Genomic DNA, 19,829 nt, shown 5'->3' on the forward strand with positions numbered 1-19,829 from the left:
AACTTTGTTCAGTTTTCAAAGGTCTAAATCGTTCGTTGATTACCTCAACGCAACTTAATCATCATATCAAGTTATCAACATCTTGTCAACAACTTTTTATAATTAATTTTCGTTGGAAGCAAGCGGCTAACCGCTTTGTGCGCCTCAACAACGTATACTAATTTACCAATTATCCTGATAAATTGCAAGCCCTAAAATGCAAAAATAACCAGTCAATAATATCATGTTAATCAATCCACTTTGATAATATACGGTATTTAAAACCATAATCATGTTAATTGACTTCAAATCCTACCTACCACCACAATAAAATTCGCTTTTACTTAAGTTTAGCCCCCAAATACCTCAACAATGTTCGGGTAAAAATAATCTAACTTTTTTTCAATAAATCGCTTTCTGAACTAAAGTTACTCAATCTGACCCAACAAAAACGGCAGTTAGCTTAGGAAACCCTAAGCTAACTGCCGTTTTAAATCTAATTATTTATCTTCTTCTGGACGCATCGTTGGGAAAAGTAAGACATCACGAATCGAATCCGCATCCGTCATTAACATAACCAACCGATCAATCCCGATACCTAACCCACCAGTAGGCGGCATCCCGTATTCCAACGCCTCGACAAAGTCTTCATCAATATGTTCAGCTTCGTCGTTACCAGCAGTCCGTTCCGCAGCCTGAGCTTCGAAACGTTGCCGTTGGTCAATTGGATCATTCAATTCACTGAACGCATTGGCGTATTCATTACCTAAGATGAAGAGTTCAAAACGATCAGTAAACCGTGGATCTTCTTCATTCTTCTTAGCTAATGGCGAAATTTCAACTGGATGACCATAAACAAAGGTTGGTTCATTCAACGTGTCTTCAACAAATTCTTCAAAGAACGCATTAATGATATGACCAACTTTCCAGTATGGTTCATACTTCACGTGATGTTCATCCGCCAATTTTTGTGCATCTTCAATTGACATTGGTTGCCAGAAATCAATCCCAGTCTTTTCTTTAATCGCATCGACCATGTGAATTTGCTTAAATGGTTGATTGAAATCAACTTTTTGATCATGATAAGTGACAATGCCATCGTCAGTTACGGCTTGCGCTGCGGCTTTAAAAATACCTTCCGTCTCAGCCATTACATCATGGAAGTCGAAATAGGCGACATAAGTTTCCATCATGGTAAATTCAGGATTATGTTCACGGTCCATCCCTTCATTACGGAAAACCCGACCAATCTCATAAACCTTTTCCATGCCACCAACGATCAGGCGCTTCAAATGTAATTCCAACGCAATTCGTAAGTAGAGATCAATGTTCAACGCATTGTGGTGAGTCACAAATGGCCGTGCTGCCGCACCACCAGCTTGATTATGCAACATTGGCGTCTCAACTTCTGTGAAGCCTTGATCGTCTAAATGATGCCGAATCGCTGAAATGATCTTCGTCCGCTTCAAGAAACGATCAAAGCTATCGCGGTTAGAGATCAAGTCCAAATACCGTTGGCGATAGATCTGTTCCACATTCTGTAACCCATGGAACTTATCTGGCAATGGTCGTAACGCCTTTGATAAGAACGTTAAACCAGTTACTTTAATCGTTAATTCGCCAAAGTCCGTCTTAAAAACTTGGCCGGTAATTCCAAGGAAATCACCAATATCAGAACGCTTGAAGATATGGTAAGTATCTTCGCCGACTACATCTTTACGAATGTATAACTGCATCTTACCTGAGCGATCCCAGATATCAGCAAAACCGACTTTACCCTTACCACGCTTAGCTAGCATCCGTCCAGCAATGGTTGCCACCACTTGTTTAGCGTCTAGCTCGTCCTTATCCATATCCCCATACTTGTCTTGCAAGTCCTGGGCTAAATCAGTCCGTTCGAACCGGTGACCAAAGGGATCAATCCCCTCTTCACGCAGTTCATCCATTTTTTCGCGACGAACCTTCAGTTGGTCGTTCATCGTCTGTTCTTGTCGTGCCACTAGTGTTCCTCCATTTCTAGTTAGCGTACAGATTTATTCCGTACCTAAACAATCACTACATGTTAATTTTGACAATCACGCCGCCAAAATGCAAGTTAATTATTCACTTTACCGCGTGACTAGCCAAATAAGTTGCCGTCTGCTCCTGAAACTGCGTTAAAATGCGCATCATTTCTGCTAACGAGCTTGCCTCCATTAAAGCCACTTTGGTCCGTGCCGACCTTGGGATGCCTTTTAGATAGTACGGCGCTTGTTCACGGAATTCATGACAGCCGCCCCGCTCACCTTTTAAAACCACTAACCGCTGCAAATGTTCCATTGCCGTTTGCATCTTAGCCATCGGTGTGGGTGGCGTTAGTAACTCCCCGGTTGCTAAATAGTGTACTGTCTGGGTAAGCATCCACGGATTACCTTCTACCGCCCGGCCAATCATGACGGCATCGGCCCCGACTTCATCAAGCATCCGCGCAGCATCTTGAGGTGTCTGAACGTCACCATTACCCATCAATGGAATCGTGAGGGCATCCGCCACCCGTTTTAACACGTCCCAATCAGCATGGCCTTGGTACATCTGCTTACGAGTCCGTCCATGCATTGCAACGGCAGCTGCACCAGCTCGTTCGGCAGCCCGCGCATTCTCGACGGCATATACGTGCTCTGCGTCCCAACCAGTTCGCATCTTGACCGTCACTGGTTTATTAACCGCAGCAGTCACAGCCGCGACCATCTCGTAGACTTTATCTGGACTTAAAAGCCACTTAGCGCCCGCATCAGTCTTAACCACTTTATTCACCGGACAGCCCATATTAATATCAATAATATCAGCATTGGTCTGCTGATCGACAAACTGGGCGGCTTGAACCAGTGTTGCTTTCGAACCACCAAAGATTTGAATACTCATTGGATGTTCTTTTGGATCAACAAACATCATTTCCAGGGTCTTACGATTATGATACATGATCCCGCGATCAGAAATCATCTCACAAACGACTAACCCCGCACCAAAATCCTTGCAGATTACTCGAAAGGCCGCGTTAGTCACGCCGGCCATCGGTGCCACTACGACACGATTGGGAATCGTCACATCACCGATCTGCCACTCTTGATTCATTAAGCGTCACCCTTGGACCGTGAGAGCACTGCTTCTAGTTCGCGTTCACTGAACTGATACTGGTCCCCACAAAAATGACAAACTGCCGTGGCACCATGATCTTCATCAATCATTGCTTGAACCTCATGCTTAGGCAAAGCCATTAGTGCTTCGGCAAATCGTTCTTTAGAACAATCGCATTCAAACTTAACTGGCATTTTATCTAATACCTTAACGTCACCATCAAATAACAAATCCAAAATATCTTCTGGTGACTTACCATCACGCATCAATTGGGAGACTAACGGCATGTCTTTGAGCTTGTTTTCTAGCGAGCTGATGGCTTCATCCGTCGCATTTGGCAATACTTGCACCAAAAAGCCACCGGCAACGCCAATCGAATTGTCGTCATTTACAAACACCGACAAGCCAACAGCTGATGGAATCTGTTCGGACTGTGCTAAGTAATACGTAAAGTCTTCGCCTAATTCACCAGAAACTAACGCAACCGTTCCGGTGAATGGATCCCCAACCCCCTGATCCTTAGTCACAGATAAAAAGCCATCAGTTCCAACAGCCGCCTTCACATCGATCTTATGCTTATCATTCAAAGGCAAGTGCACATGGGGGTGCTGTAAATACCCCTTGACCGTACCTTTAGCATTGCCATCAACAACGATACCACCAACAGGACCGTTCCCGTTGATTTTAACGGTCATTTGTTCTTCACCCTTTAAAACCGATGATGCTAATAATAACGTACCAACCAAGCTGCGGCCTAACGCTGCTGATGCTGCACTCCAGGTATCATGTCGGCGTTGGGCTTCAGCAACCACGCCCGTTGCGCTAACTGCGTACGCTCGAAACATCTCATTACCCGCGACGCTTTTTACTAAATAATCTGCCATTTAATCATACTCCTATCTCAATCCGTCTTTAATTGCGACCCGACGCTCATAACCGAATTAACGCAATTGATTTATTTTCCTGAAATATCATAACGCATAAAAGGAGCCGAGACAAAGTCCCAGCTCCTTCATTTTACTTTATTCAATACTATGCTTGCGAATTAGTATCATCCTGCGATGATGGTGTGGCACTTTCAGCATTTGGTAAACCAGTGGCTGAAGTTGCGACATCACTGTCGGTAGCTGATTCAGTGGCTGAATTAGCTGTTGAATTGACACTACTGTCAGCACTAACTTCTGAACTAGCATCCGATTCACTTGGGAAACTTGGTTCAGCAACACTCACATTAGTCGTAGTGTCAGCTGAGTCTGCTTGCTTATCATCCGCACTTTGGTTTTGCGCGTGCTTTTCAGCTTCGCGACGTTCCAATTCACGTTTGGATTCTTCGAAGGTAGCTGCTTTCTCACTTGGGAATTCATTACTATCCTTTTCAGGCATCTTACCAGTCTTAAACAGACTGAGAATTTGCTTTTCATCCAATGTTTCGTACTTCAATAAGGCTTCCGCAATTAACTTATGCTGTTCACGGTGTGATTCGATAATATCCGTAGCAGTTTGATGCGCTTCTTGGCTCAAACGCCGGACTTCATCATCGATCAATTGTGCCGTATGTTGTGAAAAGGCACTCGCACCCATACCCTGTTGGTAAGCTGCTTGTTGGTTGGCATTTTCTAACTCAACAGGACCAAGCTTTTCACTCATCCCATATTGAGTAACCATTGCCCGGGCAATTTGCGTTGCCTGTTCAAAGTCATTAGAAGCACCTGATGATTGCGCCCCAAAGATAATTTCTTCAGCAGCACGACCACCCATTAAACCAGCCATTTGTTCCTTCGCATCACGTTTCGACATCAACATCTGATCTTCACGTGGTAACATGATGGCATAACCGCCAGCACGCCCCCGTGGCACGATCGTTACTTTATGAACGACCCGTGCATCATTCAAGACCAATCCAACAATCGTATGACCAGCTTCGTGATAAGCCACGGTTTCCCGTTCATGCTTATTCACAACGCGATCATGCTTAGCAGGTCCGGCAATGACCCGATCTTCTGCTTCATCGAGATCCGCAGCGTCAACTTGCTTCTTATTACGACGGGCAGCTAACAAGGCCGCTTCGTTCAATAAGTTTTCCAAATCGGCACCCACGAATCCAGGTGTTTGCTTGGCAATTTCCTTCAAATCAACGTCAGCTGCTAATGGCTTATTCTTAGCATGGACTTTTAAGATGGCTTCCCGACCCTTGACGTCTGGACGACCAACTAAGATCTTCCGGTCGAAACGACCTGGACGAAGTAAGGCAGGATCAAGTACATCAGAACGGTTTGTCGCCGCCATGACGATGACACCTTCATTACCTGTAAAACCATCCATTTCAACTAACAATTGGTTCAGGGTTTGTTCACGTTCATCATGACCGCCGCCCATACCATTGCCACGTTGCCGACCAACCGCATCAATTTCATCAATAAAGATGATAGATGGGGCGTTCTTCTTAGCTTGTTCGAATAAGTCCCGAACCCGGCTAGCACCAACCCCGACGAACATTTCGACGAAGTCAGAACCAGAGATTGAGAAGAATGGGACACCAGCTTCACCGGCAACCGCTTTAGCAAGCAACGTTTTACCAGTACCAGGAGGCCCCTCGAGGAGTACCCCAGATGGGATCCGTGCACCTAAGGACACGAACTTCCGCGGATCTTTCAAGAATTCGACAACTTCGACCAATTCTTGCTTTTCTTCTTCTTCACCGGCAACATCTGAGAAACGAACCTTATTTTGCTTACTATCAGCTGGTTTTGCTTTGGTCTTACCAAAGTTCATAACCCGGTTGTTCCCGCCGCCTTGTCCTGCTTGTCCCATCATCATATAGAAGAGGAATAACATCAGGATGACTGGCGCGATGTACATTAATAACGTGACCCAGATGCCGCTAGATTCTTCGGCCTTAGCCGTAACCTTGACGTCATGCTTAGCCGCCAACTTAGAAACTTGGTCAACCGTGGAGTTGTTTTCCAACATCGTTGTTGAAAATGACGTCGTCTTTGTAGATGCGCTCTTGATACCAAGGGCGTTTGCAGAAGAAGTCGTCCGTGCTTTCCGGTATGAACCAGTTACCTTGTAGACGCCGCCACTAGGCTGGATACTAACGTTTTTAACGTTATTCTTATCTAATTGTTTGACAAATTCGCTATAACGAATATTTTGCGTTTGTGAGCCGGAATTACCGCCAAAGAAAAAGTAGATAATTCCCATCAAGCTCAGAAACATCAAAATGTAAAATAAGCTATTACGAAAGAGTCCATTGCGTCGATTGTTCATATGTGCCTCCTTCATCGAAACTTTTATATACAGTACTTCGATAGTCTAAATAATAGCACATTTGACTATCATTGACCAATTATTTATGCTCGTAAATCGCAGGTTTTAAAATCCCAACGTACGGCAAGTTCCGATAGCGTTCTGCATAGTCAAGACCGTAACCGACCACAAACTCATTCGGTACTTCAAAACCAATATAATCTGCCTTAATATCAACGAGTCGACCAGCTGGTTTATCCAATAACGTGCAGACCTTAACTGAGTTCACATCGCGCCGCTTCAACAAATCGATCAAGAACTTCAACGTCCGCCCGGTATCAATGATGTCTTCAATGACTAACACATCACGACCCGTCACATCAGCATCTAAGTCCTTCGTTAGTTGAACCTCACCACTAGAGATCGTTTCATTACCGTAACTTGATAAATTAATAAAATCAAGATCCGCGTAAATATCCATTTCACGAATAATGTCCGTGGTAAATAAAACGGCACCCTTGAGTACGCAAATAATTAATGGGTTCTTACCAGCATATGCAGTTGTGAGTTCTTTTCCTAATTTTTGTGCAACCTGATGGATATCCTCGCGACTATAAAGTACTCGTTCAATGTCGTTGTTCATCGTTTCAGATGTACTCCTTTCAACTCTCGTGTTTTAAGGCTAAAAATACTGTCTGGGTACCAGTCGTACGATAGCTAAACTTATGACCGACCACCCACAGAACGTTCCCTTGAGCATTCACTAACACTTGCACCTGTTCACGCCGTTCAGCCGGAACTTTTCGATCAATCAGCAGTCGACGTACCAGCTGATGACCACCGCCCTTGAGAACGATTCGATCACCAGCTTGCCACGGCCGCCACACTAGCGGCCAATCGGCTTCTGTTAACCAAAATGGCTGACTGACAACATTTGGCACCCGCGTAAAGATTCCCACCGTTTGGGTTGCAGTAATTTTCTGCCATTGGTTTAAGTCTACCATAATTTTTTCACGGGGCATTAACTTTTTACCCCTTTTTTTTATTGGCAAAGCTTCAATGATACCAGCGTTACGGTACAACTCCCAGGCCGCGTTTACCGTTAATCTACTCGTGGCAGGCCGCGTCCGTTGTCCCCACGAGACCAGCGGTTGTAACTTCGACTCGGTGAATAGTTGTTGCGTCTGCTGCTCGAGCCACGTCGCAAAAACGGCTAACTGCCACTGGCTCGGGAGTGCGCCCCACTGATCAACAACCAACGCCCCTGTGGCCGTTACGACCTGCGACAGTAGTACCGTGACCATTTGCTTTTTAGCCGTCAACAGCGTTGTCAACTGTTGCTGGTAATCGGCCACATGCTTTAATAACTGGGGATTAACCGTCATAAGTTCTGGCACGACACGGTGCCGAATCCGATTACGGGTCAAGGCCACATCTTGATTAGTAACGTCTTCAAAATAAACGACATGCTGCTCGGCAGCATAGTTTCGTAGCTGATCTTTCGACCACGTCAACAACGGCCGAATTAATCGGCCCGTCGCAAAGGGCCGACTAGTTGCGATTCCTGTCAATTGTGAGATGTCGCCACCACGCGCAAGCTTCATCAGATACGTTTCGACTTGATCATTGGCGTGGTGCGCAGTCAAAACTGCCGTTGCACGATTTTCCCGCATCACCTTAGCAAAAACATGGTACCGAAACTGACGCCCAGCTGCTTCAATACCACTCTTGGGATGTGCCGCGGGTAGCCAATCGGCCATGACTAGCTTCAAGTTTTGCTGCTGGCAATATTGTCGCAAGTAGTCCGCTTCTATTTGACTTTGTTCGCGTAAATGATGATTAACATGAGCCACCACTACCCGTGGCCGTTCCGCTGCTGGCAATCGTTGCAACAAATGCAACAATACCATTGAATCGACCCCAGTCGACACCGCTACCACCACTGTTTGCTGTGGTGATAACAGTTTGGCTGCAGCTAATTGCCGATTGAACTTTTGAATTGGTGTCATCTTAACCTCCCATCTAACTTCATTATAAATACATTGGATTTATTTATTGTTAAAACTTGCCGATTAGTTGGCTGGTCGTTTGTCACCTATTTGAACATTATTCCGACTGGATAGCATAAGATGAACTAGCCAAGCAAGTTTACGGTAACTCACACCGTTTCCAACGTGTCTCGCTGACTGACCTTGAACAATCGGCAATTTTCAATAAAAAAAGCACGGTCGTGACTCTAAATAGCCGCACCGTGCTTCAAAATTTAACTAGATTAATGGCAAGTCACTAAGTTTAGCTACGACGACCACCACGGCCACCACGCTTACCTTCAGTATTACGCTTTAAGGTTGCTAGCCGATCCTCGCTATCTTTTAAGAAGCCAGACATCAATGAATCAAAGTCCTGCTTCTTAGGTTCATGTTGTCGTGATTGGTAACGACCGCCGCCATTTCCCCCACGACTATGGAAATTATTTGACCGATCGTGATGATTGCCATTGCTTTGACGTTCACCATGACCATGGTTGTTACCTTGATGATTGTTTGGCCGGTTGCCACCCTGATGGTTGCCATGATGTTCATGTTCACCTTGAGGCTTGTCAACCGCTTTACGAATTGACAAGCCAATCTTACCGTCATCACCAACGGATAACACTTTGACTGTAACATCGTCGCCCACGCTCAAGACATCATGAATGTCCTTTACAAAGCCATCGGAAACCTCACTGATGTGTACTAGCCCCGTTTGATTATTACCCAAGTTTACAAATGCACCAAAATTAGTAATCCCAGATACCTTACCAGTGACTTTTGTACCTACTTCAATTGCCATAAAAAAAGTTGTTCCTCCTATGAAATAATGGTTTTAGTATAGCATACTTTGTGAAACGTTGAGTTATACATTTAAGCAATTAATAAAAAGTGGTCTACTCATATAAAGCAGACCACAACCCCGATTAGTTGGCAGTTACATCGGCAGCATTATCATTTGGTAAGCTGTAGACCGTTTCGCCACTCTTCGTATAATCATACTTTGAACGTAATAACTTTTGTAAGTAATCCTTATTATTCAACTGTTTGATCTGACTCTCAAGTTGATTATTTTTTTGCTGCACCTTTTTTAATTTAACTTGACTGGTCGCAACTTGACGGTTTACCTGGTGCAGATTGGACCGCGTATTAATCAACTGAAAACCAAAGAATAGTATCAATGCTCCGAACACCGCAACAATCAAAATAAACCGTCGCCGCCGTACTTGTGCAACACGCTGGGCTTGCCCATGCTCGTCGGTGGCAACTTGACGAATATAATCATTATCTAACTGCTTGATTTTGTTACGTGACCCGTTCGTCATGTTGGTCCAGTCCTTTCAAATTGGGTTGCCTAAATTATAACAACTTCATCGGCCGGTGTAAACGACATCATGCTGATTAAGTCAACGTTTACGACCATTTCGATGAACGGATACACCGACCTAATCACTAAATGGTTGGCGATAATCCGTTTTGTAGTCTTCGCTGATGATGTCATACATCAGCTCGGCATCATTTTTCTTAGTTGTTTCCAATAACTGCGTCACTTTGACTGTTAATGTCTTATTTCCAAAACTAATAATTAGTTCATCATCAACGCTAACATTACTGGAAGATTTCGCTACCTTACCGTTAATTTGAATCCGCCCCTTATCGGCGATTTCTTTAGCAACAGAACGCCGCTTGATGATTCGTGAAACCTTTAAAAACTTATCTAAACGCATACTCATGAATGATGTTCCTTTCCTTTTGCAACGGCCTTAATTAGCCGCTTTCCATATGGCAACACTAACCACTCGCGAATCGTGAATAATCGGGCATAGACGGCCCCGGCAACAAACACCAGCACACCGATTAGCACCCCAATCACCGTTATAATTCCAGCCATTCCACGCGTATTCGCTAGTATCGGACCTACTAAGGCGGTGATTTGATGACAACTAAGGATCACCACGATACCCATTACGGCACTTAATGCGAGCAATTTTATCAAATAACCACTCTCTAATAGCACCTGCTGCAAGTCTTCCGGCGAACCTAACCACATGACCGCAAACATCACGGCCAAGCTCAATACGGTCACCGCACTGGCACCGTTGATGCCATAGTGGACCACGAAGATGTAATTAGCCAGCACTTTTGTCGCTAATCCAGCAATGATGCCAATGATCATGGCCGTATATTCGTTCAAACTCTGTAACACACTTGTATACGTCGTAATCAACGCTGCAAATAAAATACTAATAATATAGATTCGCAATGCCGTTGTTCCTTCTAATGAACCAAATAACAAGCGATTGATTTGTGGCATCAACGCAACTAGACCGACCGTCGCTGCCATTGATAATGCTAAACTAACGTGAACCATCGCCTGTGTCTGGCGCTTGAATTCAATCGGTTGACGCTTGGCTAACGCATCCGTCAAAGCAGGCAATAACGTTGCTGAAAAGGCCGTCGCCACCACCAACCCTAACTGAACCAAAGGTTGACCACGATCGTAGACCCCTTTTAGTGCCTTGGCTACTTCTGGTAACTGACCTTGATGCACCAAGCCCCGCATAACCGTAAATGAATCCACTAATTGCAGTAAGATAACGACAGCGGCGACAAGACACAGCGTCCCACCTTCAATTACAAATCTTTTGGTTAATTTGCGATAACTAGGTAACGGGTGGGTCGGTGCGGGTGCGGGCGCCAATAAATAGCGTAGACCAAAAGCAGTAAAAATCAGTGATGAACAGATTGCAGCTAGTGGCGCTGAACTCATTGCCCACGTTCCCATCCGATAATTATCCCAACCGAGACGGACACTGAAATATGCAGCCATGATGATAATTGCGACCCGTACGACCTGTTCGATCAGTTGGGACACTGCGGTCGGTCCCATCAAAAATTTTCCTTGATAGTAACCACGGCCGGTTGCTAACCATGGCATAAAGACAAACATCCAAGCCACGGCACTAATGATTGGTGCTAGATTAACGTCACCCATGTGGGCCGCAATCCACGTTGCACCAAGCTGCAAGCCGAAAAAGACGACCAACGATAATCCGGATAAGATATGAAACGCCCGCCGTGCAATCAGCGACTTACTCGTTTCGTCTGGCTGTTCTGCCACTAACTTAGAAATAAAATTTGGAAATCCATTTAATGCAAAGGTCATGCCAATGCCGTACAGCGGATAAATCTGCTGATAAACGTAAAATCCCGTATTACCAACCATGTTCTGTAAGGGAATCCGGTATACCGCGCTTAAAATCTTAGCGACTAATGATGATATCGATAAAATTAACGCACCTTTGAACACGGTGTTCAAGTGATCCTTTGGCATAACAAATCCCTTCTACCGAGCAACTCGGTGTCTCATACTAATTCATTTGAGCCGCGCCCTGACTAGCCAGGACAACGCCCCATCAGACGATAATTCCTGCTATTTGCCATTGGTTCCACTCGATAGCGCTTAACCCACCCCGTGCAACCATGCTTCATAACAACAACTACCGAGCTAAGACGCACTAGCGACATCGTCTTCGGCTAAGATCAAACTCAGTTGTTCGACAAACTGTGTTAATTGCGCCAGCCACTCATCCTGTTGCATCTTTGGCTGAATGACTAATTTAACCTTCATTTTATCATCATCAATTCCAACTGTCGCTTTTAATTTTGTTTTTGCCAAGGCCTTAAAAATATCTTTAGTATCTAGCTTAGCCGTCCCTTGTTTGGATAACGTTAGGTGTAGCTCACTATCGTCACGCTGAATCTTCTCAATCAGCGCGTCATCCGCCAGTAACTTCAGCTTACCTACTGCTAATAGTCCAGCGACTTCTACCGGATAATCACCAAATCGATCCATTAAATCATCCTGAACTTCCATGTACTGATCATTATTCTCCAGCTGGCGAATCCGTTTATAAATTTCGATCTTTTGCCGTTCATCTTCAATATAGCTGGTCGGCAAGTAGGCTTCGATTCCAAGTTCGACCGTGGCATCGGTCTTAACTTTAGCCGCCTGACCACGCTTCTTCGCCACTGCTTCTGACAACATCTGGGTATAGAGGTCATAACCAACTGAGTCAATAAAGCCGTGCTGTTGCTTACCTAACAAGTTACCAGCACCCCGAATCGACAAGTCGCGCATCGCGATTTTAAAGCCAGATCCAAGTTCCGTAAAGTCCTTGATGGCCTGTAACCGTTTCTCACCAACTTCTGTCAAAACTTTATTTTGCTGATAAGTAAAGTAAGCATAGGCGACCCGACTACTCCGACCAATCCGGCCACGCAACTGGTATAGCTGTGACAGTCCCATCCGGTCAGCATTTTCCACAAATAAGGTGTTGACGTTTGGAATATCAACCCCGGTCTCAATGATCGTTGTTGTCACTAACACATCGTACTCACCCCGAATGAAATCGTAGAGAATCCCTTCGAGTTGTGACTCAGGCATCTGACCATCAATATGGGCCACCGCCGCGTCAGGAACCAAGTCTTTGATCTGTGCAACGACTTTATCAATATCATGAACCCGGTTATGCAAATAAAAAACCTGCCCATTACGTTGCATTTCTCGTTCAATTCCCTCTTTAATGACGCCAAAATTCTGTTCCATGACGTACGTTTGGATCGGATAACGGTTCGTTGGCGGCGTCTCAATCACTGATAAGTCCCGTACACCGAGCATCGACATGTGTAATGTTCGCGGAATCGGCGTTGCCGTTAACGTCAAGACATCCACACTAGCCTTCAAGGCCTTCAGTCGTTCCTTATGCTTGACCCCAAACCGTTGTTCCTCATCAATAATGAGCAGGCCCAGATCAGCAAACGCGACGTCCTTAGACAGTAAGCGGTGCGTACCAACCACGATGTCAATTTCACCACTCTTTAACTGTTGGACCGTCTCTTTCATTTCCTTAGTTGTTCTGAATCGTGACAGCATGCCAACGTTAATCGGGTAGCCTTCAAACCGATTCAGCATCGTTTCATAATGTTGCTGAGCTAAAATGGTCGTTGGCACTAGAAAGGCCACTTGTTTGCCGGCCTCAATCGCCTTAAACGCGGCCCGTAACGCGACTTCCGTCTTCCCATAACCAACATCGCCGACCAATAGGCGGTCCATCGGTTTCGGTCGTTCCATATCATGCTTGATTTCATTAATACTACGAATTTGATCCGGCGTCTCTGGGTACGGAAAATCGTTATCGAAATCATCTTGATAACTATCGTCCGGTGGAAAGGCGTAACCTTTCTCTGCCTCTCGCTTGGCATACAGGTCGACTAGTTCATCCGCGATATCTTCAATTTTCGCCGCGACTTTGCGCTTCGCTTTCGTCCATTCGGTACCACCCAACTTATTGATGCGTGGCGTCTTTGATTCTGACGAAACGTACTTTTGAACTAGGTTTAACTGGGTCACGGGAATAAAGATCTTCGCATTATTTTGATACGCAATCGTAATGTAGTCTTGATGGACACCATCAACTTCCAGCGTCTCCATACCAACGTACTTTCCGATCCCGTGATTGACGTGCACGACGTAATCGCCGGGTTTGAGATCCGTATAACTCTTCAACCGTTCGGCATTAGCCAAGGTCTGACGACGTGGACGCTTCTTAGCCACCTTCTTGAACATTTCTTGCTCGGTTACGATGACTAATTTACCATCCGGAAACTCAAATCCATTTTGCAAGCTACCTTGCACGATTTGAACCGCACCCGGTTGTAAATTAGTGGCCTTAGTCATGACCGCTTCGATCTCAAAATCATCAAGCGTATCACTGACCTTTGTCAGACGCTCAGCCTCTGATACCATCAAGACCACCGTCTGTTTAAGCTTATGCCACCGATCCAGTTCGGTCTTCAACGCTGGGAGCTGCCCAAAAAATTCCTGCATCGGGCGTGTGCGCACGTTAGTTACTTGCGCTAGTTTGACGTTGCCGATGCCCTTTTGAAACAGCGAAATCAAGAGTTGTGCATGTTGGTCATCCCGGAGCAAATCCCGAATATCATTGCCGTAACTCGCAGTTGCCAGCACCCGGTGATGTGCCAATTGGTCCGTAACCCAGTCAGCTTCTTGCGTTAATAACTGCTGTTCACTATCAAGCAAACGCGAATATTCTTCGAAGATAACGAGCCCGTCAGCGGCCACATAGTCAAAAATACTCGTTTTCCGGTCGTATAAATAATCGCCATATAATAATAAATCGTTTCCGATAATTCCTTTTTCCATGTCAGCTAAAGGTTGTGCTAAATTATCGGCCAAAGTCTGGCGTTCGGCTGGCTTGAGTTTCTTATTTTCAGCCGCAATCGCCGTTTTAAGACGCTGTGCCCCGGCCTGCAGCATAGCTGATGTTAGGATAAAGTCGGTAGCTGGTAAAATCGTATACTCATCCAAGTTTTCCACCGAACGTTGCGTTTCCGGGTCAAAATACTTCAGTGTATCAACTTCAGTATCAAAGAAGTCCAGTCGTAAAGGGTAGTCCGCATCTAACGGGTAAATATCCACGATTGAGCCCCGTACCGCAAAATCTCCTGGGCGTGCGACTAACTTTTCCTTAACGTAACCCATGTCGTGTAGTTGTCGCTGCAAGTCTTCCAAATCAATATCTTGACCAACGGCTACCGGTAACGTGGCTGCTTGAAATTGTGCGACGGGCGGCAAGAACCGCCGGGCACCTGCAACCGAGGTCACGACCACTGCCGGACTGTCACGCAATAAGGCGTTTAAAGCCTGGACTCGTTGCGCTCGTGACTCTGGTGAACTTGTCGCAACCTCCGTCGCAATCATTTCTTCAGCTGGGAATAAAAAAACTTGGTCTTCATCTAAGAGACTCGTTAAATCATCCACTAGCTGACTCGCGTGAAAACCGTTATCGGTCACGATCAGTAATGAATGCGTTAATTGGTGAAATAGCGCGCTTAAATAAACCGTTCGTGCCGAACCGTTCAATCCGGTGATTAGTTGCCGACTACGCGGGTTGATACCTGCTAAAATTGTTTGAAAGTCGGGCGTTTGCTCAACAATCGTTTCAATATCCATTCTGTCGTTTCCTCCCGGGCTAGTTATATTGATTCATAACTGCCGCAAAATCATCATTTGCTAACCAAGCTTCGACCGCCGCTAGCGCCGTAATCTTAGCATCGTCAAACTTCGCCACTTCGGCTGGCGTAAATTTCCCCAACACGTAATCAACAACACTCATCTTCTGAGGATGGTCAATACCAACTTTAACGCGCTTGAAGTGCTGATCACCAACATGACTAATAATGCTCTTGATGCCATTATGACCACCCGCCGATCCCTTTTGTTTGAGGCGTACTTTTCCTAGTGGTAAATCTAAATCATCATGTATAACGAGCAAATCAGCAGGATCAACATTGTAATAGCTCATCAACGGTCCCACCGCTCGTCCAGAATCATTCATATAAGTGGCGGGTTTCACCAGTAAAATCTTCTCACCGTCTTGAAAAGCCGTTGCCACCTGTGCTTCAAATTTACTCGTTTGAAACGTAACGTTTAGTTTGCTAGCTAATTCGTCCACAATCATAAAACCAACATTATGACGTGTCTGGGCATATTGCCGCCCAATGTTGCCTAACCCAACGATCATTTTCATAATTTTATCTTCTCCTATTACTTTGCATACCAAAACAGGCCGAACCGGTAATCGACCCGATTCGGCAACTCTGAGTAACGATACCACCTAAGTCGTATTGGCACCACTACTCACACCGTGACCGACGCGCCCGCCAGTCAAGTGTTCAAAAGTTAGCGTTTATTAAGTGCGATAAGTATACCACAAAGGGCTTATTGACGCCCGCCAAAGGGTTTTGCGGACATTGTTAATAATTGTATTAAAAGCATGCTCAATCTAACACTTATTTTGCACAAACATGGTATACTTTAACCGTAAAAACTAAATTTTCACTACGAGAGGATGACTTATTTTGTCAAGCATGCCAAATCATCAAAAAGTTGTGTTAGTCGGCGACGGCGCTGTTGGTTCTAGTTACGCTTTTGCCATGGCACAACAAGGAATTGCTGAAGAATTTGTAATTGTCGATGTTGTTAAAGATCGGACAAAGGGTGACGCCCTTGATCTTGAAGACGCCCAAGCATTCACCGCTCCCAAGAAGATTTACTCAGGCGAATATTCAGATTGTAAGGACGCTGACTTAGTTGTTATTACAGCCGGTGCGCCTCAAAAGCCTGGTGAATCACGTTTAGACTTAGTTAACAAGAATTTAAATATCCTATCATCCATTGTCAAACCAGTTGTTGACTCCGGCTTTGACGGCATCTTCTTAGTTGCTGCTAACCCTGTTGACATCTTAACTTACGCTACTTGGAAATTCTCAGGTTTCCCAAAGGATCGTGTCATTGGTTCAGGGACTTCCTTAGACTCTTCACGTTTACGCGTTGCGTTAGGCAAACAATTCAATGTTGATCCTCGTTCCGTTGATGCTTACATCATGGGTGAACACGGTGATTCTGAATTTGCTGCTTACTCAACTGCAACCATCGGGACACGTCCAGTTCGCGATGTCGCTAAGGAACAAGGCGTTTCTGACGAAGATTTAGCCAAGTTAGAAGACGGTGTTCGTAACAAAGCTTACGACATCATCAACTTGAAGGGTGCCACGTTCTACGGTATCGGGACTGCTTTAATGCGGATTTCCAAAGCCATTTTACGTGATGAAAATGCCGTTTTACCAGTAGGTGCCTACATGGACGGCCAATACGGCTTAAACGACATTTATATCGGGACTCCGGCTGTGATTGGTGGAACTGGTTTGAAACAAATCATCGAATCACCACTTTCAGCTGACGAACTCAAGAAGATGCAAGATTCCGCCGCAACTTTGAAAAAAGTGCTTAACGACGGTTTAGCTGAATTAGAAAATAAATAATCATTTCATACGATTAAATGTATGATGAACGCTCGTCTATAGCAGACGGGCGTTTTTTTGTTTGCTTGAGGGTACCTTAGCGATTCATTAAAGCGCAACACGCACTAAAGGCTATTTTTAAAACTTTCTTATCACGATTACCGGCCTTGAAGTTTGCACTCATCTCACTTCTGTTATAAGGTGAGAATATTACGAATATATGGAGGACCAACTTAATTATGAAACATAAACGTGGACTTATGATTGGGGGCAGTATCCTCGGTCTCCTCGTCATCGGATATGTTGCCACGAGCTTAATCTGGCAACATCAACAAACGTTCCTCAGTAATACGTCGGTCGCTGGTGTTGACGTCAGTGGTAAAACCGCCGCTCAAGCAGCACCGAAAGTTAATCGCGCTTTAGAACATCGCACTTATCGAATTATTGAAAACGGCCAAACAAAGTACTCATTTACCAGCAAATCAGCCGGTATTACAATCAATACTAAAAAAGATTTAACCAAATTAGTGACCAAACAAAACTACTGGCGTTGGCCCCTTGCACTATTGCAATCGGCTCAGGCTGATGATAGCTCAGCGGTTGGACAACTAACCATCAATCACACTGATTTGAAAACCCTACTACAAAAAATCACCACGACTGCCAATCAAACCAAACGAACAAAAACTGAAAACGCCAAGTTAGTTTATCAACATAACCAAGTTGAGATTAAGAAAGAAGTTCAAGGAACCGAATTAGATCAAGCTAAACTTAAGACGGTCGTCACCAAAGCAATTAGTAATGGTGACAGTCATATCACCCTTAAAGACGCCTACGTCACTCCGACCGTTACCAGCACGAGTGCTAGTTTAAAGACGGCCAAAGTAAAATCAGCGAAATACGCTACCGAAAAGGCCACCTATAATATCAACGGTCATAAATTCACGATTCCTCACGACCTAATTCTCAGTTGGATTAAAATCGATAAGCAAGGCAAAGTAAGTTTAGACCAAAACGCTGTTCTGACTTACGTGAAGCAATTGAATGATAAGTATCATACCTATCATACGACGCGTCAGTTCAAGAGTACGGCGCGTGGGACCGTATCCGTCAGCGGTGGGTTTTATGGCTGGACCATTAAGACCGAAGCAGAGGCCAAAGCCCTTGCTACTGAAATTTTGAAAGGCAAGGACTTTACCCGCTCACCAATCACCAGTGGTTCCGGATATAACAACAAGGGCACCGACATCGGCAACACCTACGTCGAAGTTGATAAAGAAAATCAGCATATGTACGTCTACGTTGATGGGAAGCTCAAAGTTTCAACGGACATCGTTACTGGAAAGCCTGGTAAACACGCTACAACAACGGGTGTTTGGTACATCTGGAATAAGGAAAAGAACGCGACCCTTAAAGGTGATAATGACGATGGCTCAAGTTATTCCCAACCAGTTTCTTATTGGATGCCGTTCGATGACACTGGCGAAGGAATTCACGATTCTTCATGGCAAACTCAATATGGTGGTACTTGGTACAAGAAGCACGGCTCGCATGGTTGTGTGAACACCCCACCTTCTGTCATGAAAAAAGTTTTTGCTGCCGTGCCAGTCGGAACACCAGTCATTGTTTTCTAATTTAAATCTAATTTAACCAAGCCGGTCTGAATGTTATCAGGCCGGCTTTTTCATCCCTTTTAGCCGTCGTTTGATGTCATAATGATACGTGTAAGCGGTCGTTTTATGGTATTATTTATTAAAACAAACTAATAAATCTGGGGGACCAACTGCTATGCTATTAAAAACACTCGTAAAGCCTAAAGAACGCCTCGTCACCATTACGGCGGACGCGACCTTAGAGGACGCCTTAAAAGTCTTGGAGGATTCCGGCTTCCGCTGTATTCCAATCTTAGATGAAACCGGTCATATCTTTCGCGGCAACATCTATAAGATGCACATCTATCGGCACAAGTCACGGGGCGGCGACATGTCGCTTCCCGTGACGACCCTGCTTAAAAATGCCACGAAAACGATTCAAGTCGACTCCGCCTTCTACAACATCTTCTTCTCCATCAAAGATTTGCCATACATTGCGGTGCTCGATGAACACGGCTATTTCTATGGCATTCTCACTCATACGCGTCTGCTCGACATGCTCTCACAATCTTGGAACGTTAATGTTGGTAGCTATGTTTTAACAGTTGTCTCCGTTGGTGAACGTGGTGATCTTGCAGCCATGGCTAAGATTATCACGAAATATACTTCAATCGCCGGCTGCCTGACCTTAGACGTCCAAAACGGGACACTCGGTTATCGGACGCTCTTTACCTTGCCAGAAAATGTCGACAGTGAAAAGCTCAAACGAATTATCGACAACTTGAATCGCAAACAATTTAAAGTCATCGAAGTGGAAGATTTACAAGCTGAATAATCACAGTTGCCCCGAGGTTACCTTGGGGCTTTTTTTATGAGATGAATTTTCAGTTCAAAAGCGACCAGCTTAAGACTGCTGAAAACAGTTCGAATTAGGACGATCATTGCTGCCGAGCAGTTAACAATCCAAAACGCGTTGACC

15 protein-coding genes are annotated in these 19,829 nt (G+C 44.9%); 3 read left to right on the forward strand and 12 right to left on the reverse strand.

Features of this window, described 5'->3' with window-relative positions:
* Positions 1-479: 479 nt before the first annotated feature.
* From lysS to pth, 12 genes are all read right to left on the reverse strand, one after another.
* Entirely contained in the window at positions 480-1,979 is a 1,500-nt protein-coding gene (gene lysS / locus MMY95_RS12500) for a lysine--tRNA ligase (RefSeq protein WP_003642090.1), read from the reverse strand.
* Between the two features lie 103 nt (positions 1,980-2,082).
* Positions 2,083-3,090, reverse strand: a complete 1,008-nt coding sequence (dusB, locus tag MMY95_RS12505) for a tRNA dihydrouridine synthase DusB (protein WP_003642089.1) — start codon at positions 3,088-3,090, stop codon at positions 2,083-2,085.
* The gene (gene hslO / locus MMY95_RS12510; protein ID WP_003642088.1) at positions 3,090-3,977 is read right to left on the reverse strand and encodes an Hsp33 family molecular chaperone HslO; all 888 of its coding nucleotides are present in this window, start codon (positions 3,975-3,977) and stop codon (positions 3,090-3,092) included. The genes dusB and hslO overlap by 1 nt, the downstream gene beginning before the upstream one ends.
* Positions 3,978-4,125: 148 nt before the next feature.
* Positions 4,126-6,363 carry an ATP-dependent zinc metalloprotease FtsH gene (gene ftsH, locus MMY95_RS12515; RefSeq protein WP_003643854.1) on the reverse strand — a complete coding sequence of 746 codons (2,238 nt, stop codon included), beginning with the start codon at positions 6,361-6,363 and terminating at the stop codon, positions 4,126-4,128.
* 79 nt (positions 6,364-6,442) lie between these two features.
* The gene (hpt, locus tag MMY95_RS12520; protein ID WP_003642086.1) at positions 6,443-6,985 is read right to left on the reverse strand and encodes a hypoxanthine phosphoribosyltransferase; all 543 of its coding nucleotides are present in this window, start codon (positions 6,983-6,985) and stop codon (positions 6,443-6,445) included.
* Between the two features lie 19 nt (positions 6,986-7,004).
* The gene (tilS, locus tag MMY95_RS12525) at positions 7,005-8,351 is read right to left on the reverse strand and encodes a tRNA lysidine(34) synthetase TilS (RefSeq protein WP_241277682.1); all 1,347 of its coding nucleotides are present in this window, start codon (positions 8,349-8,351) and stop codon (positions 7,005-7,007) included.
* Between the two features lie 283 nt (positions 8,352-8,634).
* Positions 8,635-9,174, reverse strand: a complete 540-nt coding sequence (locus MMY95_RS12530; RefSeq protein ID WP_003642084.1) for a S1 domain-containing RNA-binding protein — start codon at positions 9,172-9,174, stop codon at positions 8,635-8,637.
* Between the two features lie 124 nt (positions 9,175-9,298).
* Positions 9,299-9,697 (reverse strand): septum formation initiator family protein, encoded by a 399-nt coding sequence (locus MMY95_RS12535; protein ID WP_003642083.1) that lies wholly within the window; start codon positions 9,695-9,697, stop codon positions 9,299-9,301.
* Positions 9,698-9,817: 120 nt separating this feature from the next.
* Positions 9,818-10,099, reverse strand: coding sequence for an RNA-binding S4 domain-containing protein (locus MMY95_RS12540; RefSeq protein ID WP_024272511.1), 282 nt, complete (start codon positions 10,097-10,099; stop codon positions 9,818-9,820).
* 2 nt (positions 10,100-10,101) lie between these two features.
* Complete coding sequence (locus MMY95_RS12545) at positions 10,102-11,706, reverse strand: oligosaccharide flippase family protein (protein WP_003642081.1); 1,605 nt, start codon at positions 11,704-11,706, stop codon at positions 10,102-10,104.
* Positions 11,707-11,880: 174 nt separating this feature from the next.
* Positions 11,881-15,408, reverse strand: a complete 3,528-nt coding sequence (gene mfd, locus MMY95_RS12550; RefSeq protein ID WP_016526935.1) for a transcription-repair coupling factor — start codon at positions 15,406-15,408, stop codon at positions 11,881-11,883.
* Between the two features lie 19 nt (positions 15,409-15,427).
* Positions 15,428-15,985, reverse strand: coding sequence for an aminoacyl-tRNA hydrolase (gene pth / locus MMY95_RS12555; protein WP_003642079.1), 558 nt, complete (start codon positions 15,983-15,985; stop codon positions 15,428-15,430).
* Positions 15,986-16,316: 331 nt separating this feature from the next.
* Here pth and MMY95_RS12560 point away from each other — a divergent pair, with 331 nt between their 5' ends.
* From MMY95_RS12560 to cbpA, 3 genes are all read left to right on the forward strand, one after another.
* Entirely contained in the window at positions 16,317-17,279 is a 963-nt protein-coding gene (locus MMY95_RS12560) for an L-lactate dehydrogenase (RefSeq protein WP_003642078.1), read from the forward strand.
* Between the two features lie 218 nt (positions 17,280-17,497).
* The gene (locus tag MMY95_RS12565) at positions 17,498-18,892 is read left to right on the forward strand and encodes a L,D-transpeptidase/peptidoglycan binding protein (RefSeq protein ID WP_003643850.1); all 1,395 of its coding nucleotides are present in this window, start codon (positions 17,498-17,500) and stop codon (positions 18,890-18,892) included.
* Positions 18,893-19,046: 154 nt separating this feature from the next.
* Positions 19,047-19,685, forward strand: a complete 639-nt coding sequence (gene cbpA / locus MMY95_RS12570; protein WP_003643849.1) for a cyclic di-AMP binding protein CbpA — start codon at positions 19,047-19,049, stop codon at positions 19,683-19,685.
* The last annotated feature ends 144 nt before the right edge of the window (positions 19,686-19,829 follow it).

Source organism: Lactiplantibacillus sp. ME-2, from assembly GCF_022549155.1.
In the GTDB taxonomy this organism is placed as follows: domain Bacteria; phylum Bacillota; class Bacilli; order Lactobacillales; family Lactobacillaceae; genus Lactiplantibacillus; species Lactiplantibacillus plantarum.

Coding starts and splice junctions, on each gene's coding strand:
- dusB (WP_003642089.1), bottom strand. CDS start 3,090: ATGAATCAAGAGTGGCAGATCGGTGATGTGACGATTCCCAATCGTGTC.
- hslO (WP_003642088.1), bottom strand. CDS start 3,977: ATGGCAGATTATTTAGTAAAAAGCGTCGCGGGTAATGAGATGTTTCGA.
- ftsH (WP_003643854.1), bottom strand. CDS start 6,363: ATGAACAATCGACGCAATGGACTCTTTCGTAATAGCTTATTTTACATT.
- hpt (WP_003642086.1), bottom strand. CDS start 6,985: ATGAACAACGACATTGAACGAGTACTTTATAGTCGCGAGGATATCCAT.
- tilS (WP_241277682.1), bottom strand. CDS start 8,351: ATGACACCAATTCAAAAGTTCAATCGGCAATTAGCTGCAGCCAAACTG.
- MMY95_RS12530 (WP_003642084.1), bottom strand. CDS start 9,174: ATGGCAATTGAAGTAGGTACAAAAGTCACTGGTAAGGTATCTGGGATT.
- MMY95_RS12535 (WP_003642083.1), bottom strand. CDS start 9,697: ATGACGAACGGGTCACGTAACAAAATCAAGCAGTTAGATAATGATTAT.
- MMY95_RS12540 (WP_024272511.1), bottom strand. CDS start 10,099: ATGCGTTTAGATAAGTTTTTAAAGGTTTCACGAATCATCAAGCGGCGT.
- MMY95_RS12545 (WP_003642081.1), bottom strand. CDS start 11,706: ATGCCAAAGGATCACTTGAACACCGTGTTCAAAGGTGCGTTAATTTTA.
- mfd (WP_016526935.1), bottom strand. CDS start 15,408: ATGGATATTGAAACGATTGTTGAGCAAACGCCCGACTTTCAAACAATT.
- pth (WP_003642079.1), bottom strand. CDS start 15,985: ATGAAAATGATCGTTGGGTTAGGCAACATTGGGCGGCAATATGCCCAG.
- MMY95_RS12565 (WP_003643850.1), top strand. CDS start 17,498: ATGAAACATAAACGTGGACTTATGATTGGGGGCAGTATCCTCGGTCTC.
- cbpA (WP_003643849.1), top strand. CDS start 19,047: ATGCTATTAAAAACACTCGTAAAGCCTAAAGAACGCCTCGTCACCATT.